The 17,389-nt window shown below is 65.5% G+C and carries 14 protein-coding genes; 11 read left to right on the top strand and 3 right to left on the bottom strand.

Going from position 1 to position 17,389, the window contains the following annotated elements; translation table 11 throughout:
* The first annotated feature begins 9 nt into the window (after positions 1–9).
* On the top strand, positions 10–888 hold the full coding sequence (locus D7V97_RS07070) for a peptidoglycan DD-metalloendopeptidase family protein (RefSeq protein WP_233582554.1): 879 nt from the start codon (positions 10–12) through the stop codon (positions 886–888).
* On the opposite strand, the gene D7V97_RS07065 is transcribed toward D7V97_RS07070, so the two are convergent.
* Both D7V97_RS07065 and D7V97_RS07060 read right to left on the bottom strand, forming a co-directional pair.
* Positions 885–1,886 carry a 2-dehydropantoate 2-reductase gene (locus D7V97_RS07065; protein ID WP_120609827.1) on the bottom strand — a complete coding sequence of 334 codons (1,002 nt, stop codon included), beginning with the start codon at positions 1,884–1,886 and terminating at the stop codon, positions 885–887. The two genes, D7V97_RS07070 and D7V97_RS07065, sit on opposite strands and share 4 nt — an antisense overlap.
* Positions 1,883–3,412: an acyl--CoA ligase gene (locus tag D7V97_RS07060; protein WP_120609826.1), complete on the bottom strand. Its 1,530-nt coding sequence runs from the start codon at positions 3,410–3,412 to the stop codon at positions 1,883–1,885. The genes D7V97_RS07065 and D7V97_RS07060 overlap by 4 nt, the downstream gene beginning before the upstream one ends.
* 125 nt (positions 3,413–3,537) lie before the next feature.
* On the opposite strand from D7V97_RS07060, the gene D7V97_RS07055 reads away from it, so the two are divergent.
* From D7V97_RS07055 to D7V97_RS07015, 8 genes are all read left to right on the top strand, one after another.
* The gene (locus D7V97_RS07055) at positions 3,538–4,320 is read left to right on the top strand and encodes an SDR family oxidoreductase (RefSeq protein WP_120609825.1); all 783 of its coding nucleotides are present in this window, start codon (positions 3,538–3,540) and stop codon (positions 4,318–4,320) included.
* 93 nt (positions 4,321–4,413) lie between these two features.
* On the top strand, positions 4,414–5,616 hold the full coding sequence (locus tag D7V97_RS07050) for a hypothetical protein (protein WP_233582553.1): 1,203 nt from the start codon (positions 4,414–4,416) through the stop codon (positions 5,614–5,616).
* A gap of 16 nt (positions 5,617–5,632) precedes the next feature.
* Positions 5,633–6,775: a lipopolysaccharide assembly protein LapB gene (locus D7V97_RS07045; protein WP_120609824.1), complete on the top strand. Its 1,143-nt coding sequence runs from the start codon at positions 5,633–5,635 to the stop codon at positions 6,773–6,775.
* 75 nt (positions 6,776–6,850) lie between these two features.
* Positions 6,851–10,102 (top strand): COR domain-containing protein, encoded by a 3,252-nt coding sequence (locus tag D7V97_RS44030; protein ID WP_158623299.1) that lies wholly within the window; start codon positions 6,851–6,853, stop codon positions 10,100–10,102.
* Positions 10,103–10,149: 47 nt separating this feature from the next.
* On the top strand, positions 10,150–10,407 hold the full coding sequence (locus D7V97_RS07030) for an AHH domain-containing protein (protein WP_255424754.1): 258 nt from the start codon (positions 10,150–10,152) through the stop codon (positions 10,405–10,407).
* 24 nt (positions 10,408–10,431) lie between these two features.
* Positions 10,432–10,998, top strand: coding sequence for a DUF1629 domain-containing protein (locus D7V97_RS07025; RefSeq protein ID WP_120609822.1), 567 nt, complete (start codon positions 10,432–10,434; stop codon positions 10,996–10,998).
* 12 nt (positions 10,999–11,010) lie between these two features.
* Complete coding sequence (locus tag D7V97_RS07020; protein ID WP_120609821.1) at positions 11,011–11,580, top strand: DUF1629 domain-containing protein; 570 nt, start codon at positions 11,011–11,013, stop codon at positions 11,578–11,580.
* Positions 11,581–11,613: 33 nt separating this feature from the next.
* Complete coding sequence (locus tag D7V97_RS07015; protein ID WP_120609840.1) at positions 11,614–12,180, top strand: DUF1629 domain-containing protein; 567 nt, start codon at positions 11,614–11,616, stop codon at positions 12,178–12,180.
* A gap of 45 nt (positions 12,181–12,225) precedes the next feature.
* Here D7V97_RS07015 and lexA read toward each other — a convergent pair whose 3' ends face one another.
* Positions 12,226–12,894, bottom strand: a complete 669-nt coding sequence (gene lexA, locus D7V97_RS07010) for a transcriptional repressor LexA (protein WP_120609820.1) — start codon at positions 12,892–12,894, stop codon at positions 12,226–12,228.
* A gap of 194 nt (positions 12,895–13,088) precedes the next feature.
* On the opposite strand from lexA, the gene D7V97_RS07005 reads away from it, so the two are divergent.
* Positions 13,089–16,424: a response regulator gene (locus D7V97_RS07005; RefSeq protein ID WP_120609839.1), complete on the top strand. Its 3,336-nt coding sequence runs from the start codon at positions 13,089–13,091 to the stop codon at positions 16,422–16,424.
* A 10-nt stretch (positions 16,425–16,434) separates the two neighbouring features.
* Positions 16,435–17,389 (top strand): cache domain-containing protein (locus D7V97_RS07000; RefSeq protein WP_199728728.1); only part of this gene is annotated, 955 nt, incomplete at its 3' end.

The raw sequence follows: 17,389 nt of genomic DNA, 5'->3' as shown, positions 1-17,389 counted from the left end.
GCGCTCTGGGTGTTGCTCGCGGCCGTGCTGATGGGCGGCTGCGCGAGCACCCGGGCGACGTCCTCCTCCGGGCTGGAGGCCGCGGGCGCCCTGCCCGAGTCGAAGGGTGAGGGCAAGCCGCTGTCGTTCGAGCTGCGGCCCACGCACGAGGAGCCGGAGCTCGTCGCCGTGCGCCACCGCGTGGCCGCGGGCGAGACGATGTATCGCATCGCCAAGACGTACGGCATCACGGTGGAGGAGCTGGGCGCGGCCAATGGCATCAAGGATCCGCGCGAGCTGTCGGTGGGCGTGGAGCTGTTGATTCCGGGCGGTGAACGGCCGCAGTACGGAGACCCGGGGCCGCTGTCCGACGAGGAGCCGGAGCTCGTGCTCACGAAGCCGGGGCAGGCGCCGGTGTCCACGCCGCGCCGCTCGGTGCCGGTGGTGGGGCGCCGCGAGGAGCCGCCCCGCGCGCGCGTGGTGTCGGGGCGTCCGGGCACGCCGTCGCGTCCGAAGCTCGCGACGCAGGGGCTGCTCGACTGGCCGCTGCGCGGCGTGCTGTATGGCCGCTTCGGCAAGAAGGGGCGCGAGCCGCACGACGGCATCGACCTGGCGGCGCCCGCGGGCACGCCCATCAAGACGGCGCAGGAAGGCACGGTCCTCTACGCCGGTGAGCAGAAGGGCTACGGCCTCATCGTCATCGTGGAGCACTCGTCCACGCTGATCACGCTGTACGCGCACAACCGGGACCTGCGCGTGCGCACGGGGCAGAAGGTGCGCCGCGAGCAGGTCATCGCCACGGTGGGCGAGTCCGGCCGCACGTCCGGACCGCACGTGCACTTCGAGGTGCGCGTGGACGGCAAGCCGGTGGATCCGCTCGAGTACCTGGGCGTGATGCCGCCGGCTTAAGGCGCTTCCGGCGTCGCCCGGGGCGGGTAGCCTCCGGCGTGGCGGGCGCGCTCGCGCACCAGGGCCAGGATGCTCTCGGCGGTGGGCATGGGCTTGCCGACGAGCTGGCCCAACTCCACGACGGCCCCCAGCAGCGCGTCGATCTCCATCGGGCGACCGCGCTCCAGATCCTGGAGCATGGACGTCTTGTGCGCGCCCACTTCGGCGGCGCCCCGGATGCGTTGATCCACGTCGATGAGGAAGCGGGTGCCCAGCGCTTCTGCCACGGCCTGCGCCTCCACCATCATCGCGCGGGCCACGGCGCGCAGGTCCGGCTGGCGGGAGAGGACGTCCAACGTCGCGCCGGTGAGCACGGACAGCGGGTTGAAGGCGAGGTTGCCCCAGAGCTTCACCCAGATTTCATCGCGGATGCGCGGGCGCACCGGCGACTTGAGGCCCGCCTTCATCATGAGCTGCGAGAGGGCGAGGACGCGCGGGCTCTTGCTGCCGTCCGGTTCGCCCAACGTCACCCGGTCGTTGTACGTGTGGACGATGACACCGGGCGAGACGACCTCCGCGGCCGGGTACACCACCGTGGCGATGACGCGCTCCGGAGGCAGGGTGCGCAGGAGCAGGCCGCCGGGATCCACGCTCTCGATGTGGCGGCCCGCATGGGGCCCTTCGAGCCCGTGGAAGTACCAGTAGGGCACGCCGTTGATGCCGGTGACGAGCGCCGTCTCCGGGCCCAGCAGCCGTGCGATCTGCGGCGCAGCGGCGGGCAGGGCGTGCGCCTTCAGCGTGAGGAATACGTAGTCCTGCGGCCCCGCGTCGTCGGGTGAGTCGGTGCAATGCGGCCGCACGGTGACCGTCTCGCCGCCGCTCGTGAGGGTGACACCGTTCGCTCGCATCGCGTCCAGGTGCGCCCCTCGCGCGATGAAGGTGACGTCCGCGCCGGCCTGGAGCAGCTTGACGCCGAGGAAGCCGCCGATGGCGCCCGCGCCGAAGATGGCGATCCTCATGACGTGAGCCCCAGTCGCTCCGCGAGCCCGATGCGCTGCACCTTGCCGGTGGGCCCCTTGGGCAGCTCGGTGAGGAGGACGATGCGGCGGGGCACCTTGAAGTCGGCCACGCGCGAAGACACGAAGTCGCGCAGCTCGCGCTCGGTGGCGCCCATGCCTTCGCGCAGCACGACGGCGGCGGCCACGTCCTCGCCGAGCTTCGGGTGGGGCAGGGCGAACGTGACGGCCTGCTGCACGGCGGGATGATCCAACAGCACGGTGTCCACCTCCAGCGGGCTCACCTTCTCCCCGCCGCGATTGATCAGCTCCTTGAGCCTGCCGGTGAGTCGCAGGTAGCCGGCCGCGTCGAGCGTGCCCTGGTCGCCCGTGCGGAACCACCCGTGGGTGAAGGCGCGCGTGTTGGCTTCGGGGTTGTTCACGTAGCCGGACATGACGTTGGGTCCCCGGATGACGACCTCTCCCAGTGCACCGGGAGGCAGCAACGTCCCGACCTCGTCCATGATGGCGACCTCGGGCCCGGCCGCGAGCCCCACCGCGCCCGCGTACCGGGGACGTGGGGGGAGCGGGTTGGAGGCCATCTGGTGCGAGGCCTCGGTCATGCCGTAGCTCTCGATGACGGGCACGCCGAAGACGCGCTCCACCTCCTCCATCACCTGCGGCGGCAGTGACGCGGACGAGGAGCGGATGAAGCGCAGGCGGTGGCCCGTCAGGCGTTCCGCGTTGCGGCGGGCGCGCTCCACCAATGCCTGATGCATGGTGGGGACAGCCGTGTACCAGGTGGGGCGCACCTCCTCGAACCAGGAGAAGAAGCGCAGCGCGTTGAAGCCCGGCGTGCACATCACGCGGCCTCCGGCGCCCAGGCTGGCCAGCACCGCGGCCACGAGCCCGTGGATGTGGAACAGCGGCATGATGTTGAGGCACGTGTCCGAAGGCCCCAGCGCCAGGTGCGCGCCGATGTGTCGCGCGGAGGCGGTGAGATTCGCGTGCGTCAGCGGGACGAGCTTCGGCCGCGCCGTCGTGCCCGACGTGTGCAGCACCAGCGCCACGTCACCTCCGGTGGCCTCCTCCGCGCGACGCGGCGGGTTCATCCGAGGCAGGTCGGACTTGAGGGTGAAGAGGCCAGCGGGCCCGTCGGTGGAAGGGCTCAATTCGATGAGGGGGATGTTCCGCTCGCGTGCGACCTCGCGCGCCGGACCCTCCTGGCCTTCGAGCACGACGAGGGCACGGGCCTGGAGGTCGTCCAGGTAGAAGGCGAACTCGTCCGCGCGGTACGCGGGATTGAGCGGCGCGGTGGTGGTGGTGCTCGCGACGGCGAGGAACGCGGCGGCCATCTCCGGTCCATTGGGCAGCACCAGCGCGATGCGGTCCCCCGTGCCCAGTCCCCAGGCGTGCAGGCTGGCGCGGGTCCGCGCGATGAGCTCCCGCAGCGCGCCGTACGTCAGCCCCGGCCTTCCGGGGGCGCCGAGCGCCACGTCGTCCGTGCGTCCGTGCATCCACAGCGCATCGAGGGTGGCGGGCTGCGCCATGTCGCGACTCCGGGTCGGGTGGGGTGACCTTCCCGATATGGCCCCGGCTGCTCCCGTGCAACCGCTTCGTTCACGGCGGGGCGTGGGGACGTGGGTTTGCTATACCGCTGCCTGGAGGGTTCACCATGTCGCGAAAAGTGGCGCTCATCACCGGCGCGTCGGCGGGACTCGGGGAGCAGTTCGCGGAGCTGTTCACAAAGGACGGGCACGACGTCATCCTCGTGGCGCGCAACGTGGCGAAGCTGGAGGCGCTGGCCTCGCGGCTGGAGCAGGCGCATGGCGTGAAGGCGCACGTGATGCCGGCGGACCTGGGTGACCCGGCCGCGCCCGAGCGACTCTTCGCGCAGGTGCAGGCGAAGGGGATCGCGGTGGATTTCCTCGTGAACAACGCGGGGTTCGGTTCCTCCGGGCCGTTCGTCGAACAGGCCCTGGCGCGCGAGGTGGAGATGGTGGAGGTCAACTGCACCGCGCTCCTGAAGCTGACACACCTGTTCGTGCAGCCCATGCGCGAGCGGAAGCAGGGGCGCGTCCTCAACATCGCGTCCACGGCGGGCTTCCTGCCGGGGCCCTACATGGCGACGTACTACGCGACGAAGGCGTTCGTGCTGTCGCTCTCGGAGGCGCTCGCGTTCGAGCTGAAGGACTCGGGCGTGACCGTGACGTGTCACTGCCCGGGGGCCACGCAGACGGAGTTCACCGCGCGCGCGGGCAACGCGGAGACGCGGCTGTTCAAGCGCCCGGGCGTGGCGAAGGCCCCGGACGTGGCCGCGCATGCCTATGCGGCGATGATGAAGGGGCAGGTGCTCTCCATTCACGGCGCCCTCAACTGGCTGTCTGCCTTCTCCCTCCGGTTCAGCCCCCGTGCCGCGGCGCGTTCCGTCACGGCGAAGCTGAACCAGCAGGCCTGAGCGAGCAGGGAGGCGGGCCTGGGTCGGCGGAGTCCCCGGGCCCGCGCCAGGGAGGGTCTGGGCGTGGGCCGGGAGGAGGGTAGAGTGTCGCGCGTGTCGCGCTCTCCCTGGTTCCTCCTCTCGTGTCTCATGTCGCTGGCCGCGCCTGCTCTCGCGCAGGACGCGACGACTCCGGCACCGGTGGCTTCCCCGACCGAGGCTCCGTCCGCGGAAGTCCCCCCGCCTTCCGCATCCCAGGCGGAGGCCCCGCCGGTCCCTGCTCCCGATGCGAGCAAGGAGGGGGCGCCCGTCAGCCCTGTCGCGCCGGAGTCTCCGGCCGCGTCCGCCGAAGCGAAGCCCGCGCCGTCGTCCGTGGCGGTGATGCCGCTGGAGGCCAACGCGGCGGGGAAGGAGGCCGCGCCGGGCATCACCTCGCTCATCGCGAGCCGCCTCGCGGAGTCCCCGCTGCTGCGCGTGCTGTCCCAGCGCGACATCCAGACGATGCTCGATGCCGAGCGACAGCGGCAGCTCCTGGGTGACTCCAGGTGCGAGAAGGGGGACTGCCTGCAGGAACTGTCCTCGCTCACCGGCGCCCAATACATCCTCACGGGTCGGTTGGACCGCTTCGGGGGCCAGTACCTGCTCACCGCGAGCCTCGTGGACACGCGCCAGGGGCGCAGCCTCGCCAAGCCGCGCGCGGAGGCTTCCGGCGAGGATGAGCTGCTGCGCACCGCCGATGCCGTCGCCGACGAGCTGATCGCCGCGCTGTCGTCGAAGGGGGAGTCCGTCACGGCGCGTCCGCTGCTGGGCGGGGCGTCGTCGTCCTCCTCGCCGGGAGGGGGCCTGACGTTGGGGTTGCGGTTCAACAACAGCTTCATCGACAAGCTGTCCTCGTTGAACCCGGGCCTGGACCTGGAATTGGGCTACTGGTTCCACCCGGAATGGCAGGGCTTCCTCCAGGTGGGCTTCACGCTGGTGCGCACCAGCAGCGACAGCGGCGGCGACGGCAAGCTCAACGTGCTGCCCAGCATCCTGGGCGCGCGGCACTACCACAGGCTGGACTCTTCGCTGCGGCCCTACTGGGGCTTTGGCCTGGGCGTGCAGCTGTCGTTCGGCGACTACGGCATCTTCCAGAACACGGGCCCGTTGCCGTCGGTCGTGGGCTTCCTCGGGCTGGAGTACCTGCTGGTGGGCCACGTCGGCTTCCAGCTGGAGCTGGGAACGAACATCGCGCAGGCGGTGCTGGGCCTCGCCGATGACGGCGCGGGTGACGGCCTCAACCTCGATGTCAACGCTGGCATCGCGTACCACTTCTGAGCTTCTGGAGCCCTCCATGTCCTCGCGCCTGCGTGCCCTGCCGCTCCTTGCCCTGCTGGCCTCGGGGGCCTGCACCGAAACGCCGAAGTTGGATCCGAAGGACCAGGCGGAGGGGCTCTACATCCGGGGCAACTCCGAGTACCTCCAGGGGAACTTCGACGCCGCGCTCAAGACCTTCGACGAGATGAAGGCCCTGATGCCGGCGGATCCGCGCCTGCCCGCCGCGAGGGGTGAGGTGCTGCTCTCCATGAGCCGGCTGGAGGAAGCAGCGAAGGAGTTCGAGGTCGCGCTGCGATTGGACCCCAAGCGCTCCACGAACTGGAGCCGGCTGGGTTTCATCCAGGCGCAGCTCGGCAAGCCGGAGGAGGCGCAGAAATCGCTCCAGAAGGCCCTGGCGCTGCATCCGCGCGACTTCAACGCGCTGGAGCAGCTGGGAGAGCTGGCGGAGGAGCGCGGCGAACACGACGAAGCGGTGCGCCAGTTCATGCAGGCCGCGGAGGTCGCGCCGGACGTGTCGAAGGCCGACCTGACGCTGCGAGCGGTGGACGTGCTGACGAAGCAGGGGCGACAGGAGGACGTGCTCGCGCTGTTGCGCAAGGCGACGACGCAGGGCCTGCGCACGCCGGAGATGCTGACCACGCTGGGGGACGCGGAGGTGCGTGCGGGCCACCTGACGGAAGCGGCCACGGCGTACCAGGAGGCCGCGAAGAAGTCGCCCAAGGATCCGACGCTGTGGGAGCTGGTGGGGGAGATCCAGCTCAAGCTCGGCAAGCGTGAAGAGGCGCTGGCGGCCTGGGGTGAGTCCCTGCGCGTGAAGGACCGCGCCACCGTGCACGTGGCCATCGCGCGCGCGCACCTGGCGGCCGAGAACCGCGCGGCGGCGGAGGGGGAGCTGCAGAAGGCGTTGGACACGGTGTCGGGCTCGGACGTGGGGGAGATGCAGGAGGTCGCGGGCCTGCTGACGACGCTGGGGCGCAAGCCGGACGCGCTGCGGATTCTTACGAGCCTGGGCGCGGAGCCCGGGCATGCGAAGGACGTGGAGTTGCAGTTGGCCACGGCGCGGCTGGCGCGTGAGCTGAAGGATCCGGCCACGGTGCAGGCTGCGTGTGCCCGGGTGGTGGCGGCGGCCACGGACGGTGGCGTGGCGAAGTGCCCGTAGAACAAAATCCAGCCGTCTATCGAAAAATAGATGCGAGTTTCGCGCTGGTTTCAAACCGATTGAAGGCGAATGATAATGACAAAGGGAATGCCTGTGAGGCAGCGCAGAGTCGATAATAGGCTCAAGTCTTTTTCGAAATATTTGGACCTGAGTTGGTCAAACATTGAGGTGATACCGGATGAGGTCTTCGATGCTGAGCGAGCCGAGTGTCTGGAGGAACTCCGGTTAGAAGGGAATCGAATTTCAGAGCTGACAAGTCGAATTGTAAAGCTCAAGAAATTGAAGCACATTGACATTCGTCGAAACCCAATCAGGAAAATACACTCTGTGCCCGGGCTGGTTTTGGACTGGAGTGCCTATCAAGAAAATCGCGAGACAGTTAAAAAAGAGCATGTGAAGGGAATACGATTGGGTCCATATTTCAAGGACGCAGTCCATGAACTCGGTTCATTCCCTCGGCTGGAGATTGTCGATTTCGGTCAAGATGAAAGTGGAATTGATTTCTTGCCTGCCGAAATCGACAGGGCCCTAGATGTTCTGCTTGGTGATCAGCCGCACATAAAGAACCTTAGCCTATTTCATGTAGGGCTGGTTCAAGTTCCTGCGGCTGTGTCAAAGTTCAAAAGCCTGGAGCGGCTCGATTTGATTGGGAATCAAATCAATTCATTGCCTTCTGAGCTTGCAGCTTTAGAGAATCTTAGGGATTTAGCCGTTAGCGATACTGGGATCGGATTTATACCAGACTGGGTATTCGATTTTTCCGAGCTTGAGACTCTGGGTGTCGGATACAATAAGATTCGAAACATCCCGAGAGCAATTGGCCGTCTCTCGAACTTGAGAAGCTTTGTAGTAAATGACAACTTCATCTCGGATCTGCCGATGGCGATGGCAAAGAATTCGAATCTGAAGTGGGTTCATCTGAATAATAATCTGTTCAAGAGGATGCCAGCTGTTTTGTTTGAGTTGAAGCAACTTCAGTCGTTGAGCATTGCCTCTTCGGGCGAAGAACGTTCGATTTCATGGATCTATGGGCATGTCCCCATTGTTGGGGCCAAGCGCAGGCGGGGGCGCATTCGTGAAGTGGGGGCGGACATTCTAAGTCTTGCAGATTTGAGCGAGTTGAATGTTTCCGGTCAGCCGATTCAGACTCCTCCAGAGGAGGTTGTTGCTCAGGGCGTTGGTGCAATAAAGAACTACTGGCGTCAGAGAGCAGAGGTTGGGACGGACTATCTGTGTGAAGCCAAGTTGATTATTGTGGGCGAGCCTGGAGCTGGAAAAACCTCCCTCGCGAATAAAATCTTAAAACCAGAATATGAGCTTCGCCCTGAGGAAAAATCTACGGAGGGGATTGATGTTTTGAGGTGGAGTTTCCCTGCGAGCATTCGCCCAAGGAGTGGGGCTTCGCCTGTGCCTTTTGTTCGGGATTTTCATGTCAATATATGGGACTTTGGTGGCCAGGAGATTTATCATTCGACGCACCAGTTTTTCCTTACGCGTCGTTCTGTGTATGTTCTGGTCTCAGACAGCAGAAAAGAAGATACGGATTTCTATTATTGGTTGAGTGTTGTTGAGTTGTTGAGTGAGGGCAGTCCAATTATTGTGGTGATGAACGAGAAGCAAGATCGTCGGCGCGACATGGATGAGGCTGGCGTTAGAGGTAGGTTTCCAGGTTTGCGTGAAGTAATGGCTGCGAATCTGAATGGAAATCGTGGCCTTGAGGATGTTGTTCGGACTGTCCGACATCATTTGGAAGGGCTTCCTCATATTGGAGAAGCACTGCCGACGACATGGCGGCGCGTTCGTGAGGCTCTAGAGCGCGACACTCGGAACTACATCTCGCTCGATGAATACCTGCGAATCTGTGAAGGCCATGGATTTACTCGCCATGAGGATAAGATCCAGCTTGGTGGGTATCTTCACGATCTTGGCATTTGTGTGCACTTTCAGGATGATCCAGTTCTCAAAGGCATTGTTATTCTGAAGCCTAAGTGGGGGACGGATGCGGTCTATAGGGTTCTTGATGATTCTGTGGTGCTTTCTCGGAAAGGGCGCTTCTCGTCAGGAGATCTTGGCCGTATTTGGTCGGAACCAGAGTACGCGCCTGTTCATCACGAGTTGCTTCAGTTGATGATGCGTTTCCGGCTGTGCTATCGATTGGAGGGGGGAGGTACGTATATTGCGCCGCAATTGCTTGGGTCTGCGGCTCCGAGCCCCGAGTCTCGACCCGCAGGGGGGGTGGTCGTTAAGTATGAGTATGAGTTTATGCCCAAGGGCATCGTTACTCGATTGATCGTGGGTTTGCATCAGTTGATAGCGGATCAATCGTTGGTTTGGCGGAGTGGCGTTGTTCTCGAGCGAGATGGTGTTCGCTGTGAGATTGTCGAAGAGTATGCGCGCCGCCAAATTTCAGTCAGGGTTTTCGGGGCATATCCCCGCGAGCTGATGGCGATTGTTGATAACGAGATTTTGCGTATTCATGGTGGCTTTCGCAAGCTCCGATGTAAAACTCTCGTTCCTTGTCGATGTTCAATCTGCGCTCGATCTGTTTCGCCTGAGATGTATGTTTTTGACGTATTGCGCAGGTTTGCCCGAGATGGTCGCGGTATTCAATGTCAGTTGAGTTATGAGCTTGTTGATGCCCGGTCTTTGATTGAGGAGACTTTGCCTGGGCGTCAGGGTGGGGTTGAGGAAATTGTTGAGCGGGTTTCCGGGGCCGCGATGGCTCCAAGGGTTTCGAGCGTTGGGGGAGTCATGTCTGATGTGGTCTTGCGAGAGGTCTTTGTTTCGTATGCCTGGGGTGGGGAGAGTGAGGAGGTTGTTGACGGTCTTGAACGGGCGTTTCTAGGGAAAAATATTAAACTCCTGCGAGACAAAAATGAGGTGGGTTATCGGGATTCGATTCGTGAGTTCATGCGAAGGCTTGGGCGTGGAAGATATGTTGTTGTGGTTGTTGGGAAGAAGTACCTTGAGTCGCCGAGCTGTATGTTTGAGTTGACGGAATTGGCGTCTTCGGAGGATTTTAGAGGGCGGATTTTCCCCGTTTTGTTGCCCGATGCCGGGGTATTCAGTCCTGTGGGCGTCATTGATTATGTTAAGTATTGGGAGGAAAAGATCCGGGAGCTTGATTTGAAATTGAAGGAGGTTGAGTCGACCGATCTTGGGTGGATTCAGGAGGAGATTAGCTTCTATCGAAGGGTTCGTGTGGCTATGGCGAGAATTGCAGGCATTCTTCGTGATATGAATGCTCGCAGTGTTGAGTCTCATCGGAGCTCAAGTTATCGCGAGATTGTGTCGGCTATAGAGACGAGAAGTGGCGGAGCTGATTGAGTCGGTTCGTACCTCACTTTGACGTCGCTTTGGGTGGGTGGTGATGCCTGACCGAGCCTGACTTAAAACGGGTCTTCCGAAAGGCGGGGATGGAGTTGAAGGACCCGGAAAACATCGTCGAGGTCGCTGGGCATCGCGGGCCGCATCCCCAGCGCTACCATGAGCTCGTGCTGGAGCGACTCAACAACTCCACCGCGAACTGTCGGACGGTCGAAGAGTGCCATGTGGCCCTGACCAGGGCCCTGGAAGTGCTGGCGAGGGAAGTATCCAGCCACGGAACAGAACTGAGCCTCCTCATCACTTGAGGCGGCTGAAAGCCCAGGCCCGCGATGCCTCTTCGCTACTTCAGGCTGACCGAAGACGTCCAGGCTGGGGCCTGGTCCCTAGGTGATCCCAACGACGAACAAGGCCAGGAGGTTGAAGACCCCTGGCAGTTTCGCGCGGGTCGCTCACTGTCAGCCCCCGGCCGACTGACCGTTCCCATCGACGAGCCCGGAATGTCACGGGACTTCTCGACCGCAGGCGTGGGCCTGACTCCTGTCGTTCACGTCCGGGTAGCTTCTGTCTTCGCGGAACTCGCACCGGAGGACGTCCAGCTCATCCCCGTCAACATCGAAGGCAAGCCAGAGCAATACGTCATCCTCGTCGCGACAAAGCTCATCCTCTGCATCGATGAGCAGGCGTCGAGGATCCAGTTCTGGCGTGAAGAGGACGGGCTTCCGGAGAAGGTGGGCCAGTACTACTCGGTGGATCATCTCCGCATCGACCCTGCGAAAGTCGGAGCCACCAAGGTATTCCGGACGGCAGGCTGGGACCTCGCGCTCATCGTCTCTGAAGACATCAAGCATGCTTTGGAGCGCATCCATGCCACGGGCATGCGCTTCACGCAGGTCTAGAAAGCGCAACGAATGTCACAACGCTATTTCCGGCTCATCGACGACGTCTTCGTACCAGGACGGTGGGAGCTGGGAATACCTCAGGATGAAGTCGGGCATGAGGTGGATGACCCGTGGATGTTCAGGGAGGGGCGGGCCGTGCAGGTAGCGCATCGCCTCTACATCCCTGTTGAGCATTCAGGACTGCCCCTCGACTTCTCTCTCGCTGGGTTCAGCACGCCCGTTGTCAGCTCCCGTGTCGCCGCGGTCTTCTCTGCGCATGCGGACCCGGAGATTCAGCTCGTTTCCGTGGAGATTCGTGGACATTCGAAGCCACACTCCATCCTCGTCGCCACACGACTCATTCGATGCATCGATGATGCTGCATCCGATGAGGTGATCTATTGGACGCCTCAAGATGGTCGGCCAGACAGGGTGGGCCAATACCGCGATGTTGACGGAATGCGCATCGATCCAGCGAAGGTCGGTGATGCACAGGTGTTCCGGACGTGGGGCTGGTCCATCGCCCTCATTGTCTCCGAGGACATCAAATCCGCTCTGGAGCGCATCCCTGCGTCCGGAGTGCGGTTCGTCGAGGTATAGGCCGTGATTCCTAGAGAGGGCCTGTTTGCGGCGATGCATCCTCGGTATTTCGAACTGTCCGACGACGTCACCCTCTCCGGTCGCTGGCACCTGGATGACCCCGTGGATGCGCAGGGCCATGAGCTGGAGGATCCGCGTCTCTTCAATCGGGGGCAGTCGGTCCAGGTCGAAGGACGGTTGAGAATCCCGGTTGAACATCCGGGACAGGCGCTCGACTTCACCCAGACCGCGCTCCTCGTGCCGGTCGTCCACGTTCGTGTCGCGAAGCTCTTCGCGGAGCTTGCCCCCGAAGATGTCCAGCTCATCCCCGCGGACATCGAGGGCCAACCGGATCAATTCCTCGTCCTGGTGGCCACGAAGCGCATCCGCTGCATCGACGAGCAGAGGTCTCAGGTCCAGTTCTGGACCGCCGATGACGGCGTGCCTGAGAAGGTTGGGAAGTACTACGCCGTGGATGACCTGCACATCGACACGACGCAGGTCGGGAGCGCCAAGGTCTTCCGACCGGAAGGTTGGGCGGGAACCCTCATCGTCTCCGAGGACCTCAAGCACGCCCTTGAACGCCTTCGCGCCACGGGCGTGCGCTTCACCCCGGTCTGACGCCCCGCCCGGGCACACGTCCCGGGCGGCGTCACGGCAACGGACTTAAGTCCGGCCGCCCTGCAGCTTCCGGTACACGCCCACGACCTGGCCCAGAATCATCGTGGAGCGGAAGTCGGTGCGGTTCACGTAGATGGGCTGCATCGTCGCGTTCGCCGGCTGGAAGCGGATGCGGTCCGTCTCCGGGTAATAGCGCTTCACCGTGGCCTCGTCCTCGATGAGCGCCACGACGATCTCCCCGGGCTGCGCCGACGGCGTCTTCTTCACGAAGAGGTAGTCCCCGTCGTGGATGCCGTCGTCGATCATCGACTGCCCCTTCACCCGGAGCGCGAACACCTCACGGCCGTTCACCCCGCCCAGGAGGAAGCTGTCGATCTTGACCGAGTCCTCCATGTTCTCCTGCGCCAAGGCCGGCGCACCCGCCGCCACACGGCCGAGCAGGGGAATTTCCACCATCCCGGAGTCCTTGCTCTTCATCCCCAGCCCCAACAACAGCCGCGCCCGCTTGGTCGGCACCAGCGAGCGACTCTGCTGCTCGCCCCGTGTCAGGTACCCCTTGCGCTCCAGGGCTTTCAGGTGGTCGTTCACCCCGTTGGTCGAGCGGATGTCCATGTGCTCCCCAATCTCCCGGATGGTCGGGGGGAAGCCTCGGTTCTCCGTCTCCTTCACGATGAAGGTCAGGATCTCGCGCTGGCGCTCCGTGAGTTCTTCCATGGCCGCACTCCTTCGCTCGCCTGTCCGCCTGCTCCCACGGACCGGGCAACAGAATTTCAGTACCCCATGCTTCCTGAACATACGTGTAGAGTCAATCCGTTCAGTGCCCCCACCCATACCGTGCGTGCCGGCGGAGACCTGTCTTTCTCGCTTCTTGAGGGAGCGCGTTGATCTCGGCGTACACTTGGGCCGCCGTGTCCGACCTCCGCCACACGCTGCTCTTCGTTGATGACGAGGCCGACGTCCTCGACATCCTCAGCCGGATGTTCCAGCGGCGTTACCGCGTCCTCACGGCGCCTACCGGCAAGGCAGCCCTGGAAGTCCTGCGCACCGAGACCGTGGACGTCCTCGTCACGGACCAGCGCATGCCGGAGATGACGGGCATCGAACTCGTCACCGCGGCCCGCGCCGAAGGCCTGGACGTCACCACGCTGCTGCTCACCGCCTACACCGACCCGCAGGACATCATCGCGGCCATCAACCAGGGGCAGGTGTACCGCTACGTCACCAAGCCCTGGGACGTGAACGACCTGCTCATCACCGTGAAGAACGCGGTGGAGTACGCGCAGCTCAAGAAGGACAAGGAGCGGCTGATCCGCCAGCTCCACCAGCGCGTGGAGGCCCTCTTCGTCCTCTACGAAGTCAGCCGCGCCAGCGCCAACGACCCCGCCAGCTACGACGCCATCATCGACCGCGTGCTCACCGCCGTGGCCCGCGTGCTGCCGTACGACTGCGGCGCCGCCCTGATTGCCCCGGAAGGTTCGCGCGGCGCGACGCTGCGGCTGCGGTGCATCGGCAACGTGGGGGAGCAGGCCCTGCTGGGCGTCAAGGAGTCCATGCTCGGCGCGTACCGCAAGAGCAGCGGCCTGTCCCTGCCCGAGGACCGCGTCATCACCCGCGTCACCGGCACCACCACCCAGGACGCGGCGTCGCCCGTCGTCTACCCGAACCAGCTCACGGTGAACCTCACCGCCGGCGGCCGGCCCGTGGGCATGCTGTCGCTGTTCTCCCACCGCGCGGACGCGTTCACCGAGGACGATGGGCTGCTGCTGGACGTGCTCGCCAACCAGACGGCGGACGCCATCCAGTCGCTGCGCTCGGCGGAGGAGGAGGCCCGCCACCGCATGGAGCGCATGGTCGCGTCCATGGCGGACGGCGTGGTGCTCACCGACGAGAAGAACGACATCGTGGTGATGAACCCCGCCGCGCGCCGCATCCTGCACGCGAGCGAGGAAGCGCAGGGGCCTACCAGCCGGCTGTTGGAGGAGCGCCTGGGCTTCCAGCCGTTCCAGCTGGTGCGCAACCTGGAGTACAGCGGCCACCAGGTCCTGCGCGAGGACGTGAAGCTCTTCGAGCGCACCGTGCAGACCACCGTGACGCCGGTGAACGACGCGCGCGGCACCCTGCGCGGCGTGTGCGTGGTGCTGCGCGACATCACCGACCAGAAGCGGCTGGAGGAGCGCAAGGACGCGTTCGTCTCCATGGTCAGCCACGAGCTGCGCACGCCGCTCACGTCCATCACCGGGGCGCTGGACCTGGTGCTCAACCGGATGGCCGGGGACATCAACGAGCGGCAGCACCGGTACCTGTCGCTCGCCAAGGACTCCGCCGAGAAGCTCAACGGCATCGTCGACGACCTGTTGGACCTGTCGAAGTTCGCGCAGGGCCGGCTGCGGATGAGCTTCGAGCGCATCTACCTGGAAGAGCTCGTCCAGCGCGTGGTGGAGAAGTACGGCCCCGCCTTCGCGGAGAAGCGCGTGCGCGTGGTGCCGCTGCTGCCGCAGCACCCGCTGCGCGCCATGGTGGACCCCAACCGCGTGAACCAGGTGCTCAACAACCTGCTCAACAACGCGGTGAAGTTCACCCCCGAGGGCGGCGAGGTGCGCGTGGAGCTGCGCGCCACGTCCAGCCTGCCGGGCTACGTGGTGCTCTCCTGCTGGAACAGCGGCGACCCCATCGCCGAGGACAGCCTGGAGCGCATCTTCGACCGTTTCGAGCAGGCCCGCACCCAGGCGAACCGCACCGTGCGCGGCACCGGCCTGGGTCTGGCCATCTGCCGCAACATCGTGGAGGCCCACGGCGGCCGCATCTGGTGCGAGCCGTCCCCCAACGGCGTGCGCTTCATCGCCGTGCTCCCCACCGAGCCGCACCAGGAGGTGCTGTCGCAGGAGGGCGTGGACACGCTGCCCGCGCCGCAGCCGGTGCGCCCGGAGTCTCGCGGCAAGGTGCTCGTCATCGAGGGCGAGCCCGAGGTGGGCCACATCATGAAGGCGCTGCTGGGCGCCCGGGGCTACCGGGTCCGGCTGGCGGCCTCCGCGGAAGAGGGCATCAGCGCCGCGCGCAACATGCACCCGGACGTGCTGCTCGTGTCGGTGCGGCTGCCGGACGTGGACGGCCTGCGGCTGGCGGAGATCCTCCGCAATGATCCGGAGACGCGCCGCGCGCCGCTCTTGCTCACCTCCGCGTTCGACGAGCGCCAGCGCGCCTTCCGCGCCGGCGCCGACGCGTTCCTCGTGCGTCCCCTGGCGGGAGACAAGCTGCTGGCCACGGTCGACTCGCTGTCGCGGGGCCGGGCCGGCGCGCAGCACGGGCGCGTGCTGGTGGTGGACGACGACGCGAAGATCGCCTCCATCTGCCGCGAGGTGCTGGAGGGGCTGGGCTTCGAGGTGGGCATCGCGGCCAGCCTGGAGGAGGGCCGGCGCTCGTTGCGCGAGCGGCGCCCGGACGCGGTGCTGCTGGAGGTCTCGCTGCCGGACGGGGACGGGTTCGCGTTCCTGGAGGAGATCAAGGCCGAGCGCGCCAGCGGCCACATCTCCGTCATCTTCATCTCCGCGCGCACGGAGACGTCCTCCAAGGTGCGCGCGCTGAAGCTGGGCGGCGACGACTACATCACCAAGCCCTTCGACGCGCTGGAGCTGGGGGCGCGCGTGGAGAGCCTGCTGCGGCGCAAGGAGCAGGAGCTGTCCTCGTCGCCCACCACGCAGCTGCCGGGCTCCACCGCCATCGAGCGCGAGGTGCAGCGGCGGCTCGCGGCGCGCCAGCCGTTCGCGTTCTGCTACCTCGACCTGGACAACCTCAAGGCCTACAACGACTACTACGGCTTCGCGAAGGCGGACGGCGTGGTGCGCCAGACGGGCGACCTGATGCGGGAGATCTTCCAGCAGGAGGGCGCCGTCGGGGACTTCCTCGGCCACGTGGCGGGGGACGACTTCGTCTTCATCACCTCCACGGAGTCGGTGGACCGGGTGTGCCAGCGGGCCATCGAAGCGTTCGACCGGATCATCCCGCTCTACTACGACCGGCAGGACCGGGAGCGCGGCCACATCGAGGCGGAGGACCGCTTCGGGGAGAAGCGGCACTTCCCCATCATGAGCGTGTCCGTGGTGGCGGTGATGACGGACGGCATGGCGCATGACCACGCGGAGCTGGCGCGCCGGGCCGCGGACATGAAGAAGAAGGCCAAGGCCATCCCGGGCTCCGTCTTCCTGCGCAGCGACGTGGAGCGCGTGGTCCGGTCCATCACCGGATGAGACGCTGCGGATGAGGCTCTACCAGCAGCTCATCCTCTTCATGCTCGCCGCGACGGTGCTGCCCCTGGCCGCCGTGGGCTTCCTGCTGCTGTCGCGCGCGGAGGCCGAGGTCGTCTCGCACATCGACGACAAGCAGCGCGCGCTCGCGTCCGCCACCGCGGAGGCCGTGGCCACGAACCTGATGGAGGTCGTCAACGGCCTGGCCCGGTCCGCGGAGCTCATCAACTGGGAGCGCGCCACGCCCGACGAGGTGCGCGGCGGACTGGCGCTGCTGTACGGCCAGTCTCCGACCATCAGCGCGGTGGTGAGGGTGGACGCGGAGGGACGCCAGCTGGGGCAGGCCGTGTACCGCACGGAGGCGCGCAACGGCCACCTGGGCTTCGAGGAGGAGCGGCTGGTGCAGCTCGCGAAGGCGCTGCCGGTGCAGTCGCTCCGGGGCGGTGGCAAGGGCCAGGCGGCGCTGGGCAGCGCGTACGTGCACACGGGCAGCGGGCGGACGGCCCTGGCCGTGGGGGTGAAGCTGGCGGACGGAGAGGCCGCGCCGTACGCGCTCGCGGAGGTCGTCTTCACCCAGCTGGAGGCGCTGCTGCGACGGCGCGCGGGCGAGGGGCCGACCCTGCTGGACGTGGTGGACGCCGAGGGGCGCGTGCTCGCCAGCTCCCAGCCGGAGCGGCGCATGAAGGCGCTGGAGCCGGAGCTGCTGGCGGGGCCCCACGCTTCGACGCCCCGCGACCCGGAGGCCGCGCGCAGCTTCCACGTGACGAACCCCGCGCGCCGGGTGAGCGTGGCCCGGGTGCCCATCGCGCTGGGGATGGACGTCGTCGTGACGGTGGACGAGTCCCAGGCGCTGGCCCCGGTGCGGCAGCTGCGGCGTACGGTGCTCATGTCCGTCGCGGCCGCCCTCGGGGTGCTGCTGGCGCTGGGCGCGCTGTTCACCCGCCGCGTCAACCGCCGGCTCTCGGAGG

It is taken from the genome of Corallococcus sp. CA053C, assembly GCF_003611675.1.
GTDB lineage: Bacteria > Myxococcota > Myxococcia > Myxococcales > Myxococcaceae > Corallococcus.
Note: the sequence above shows the minus strand (reverse complement) of the source record. Positions and strands in the feature narration are given on the sequence as shown.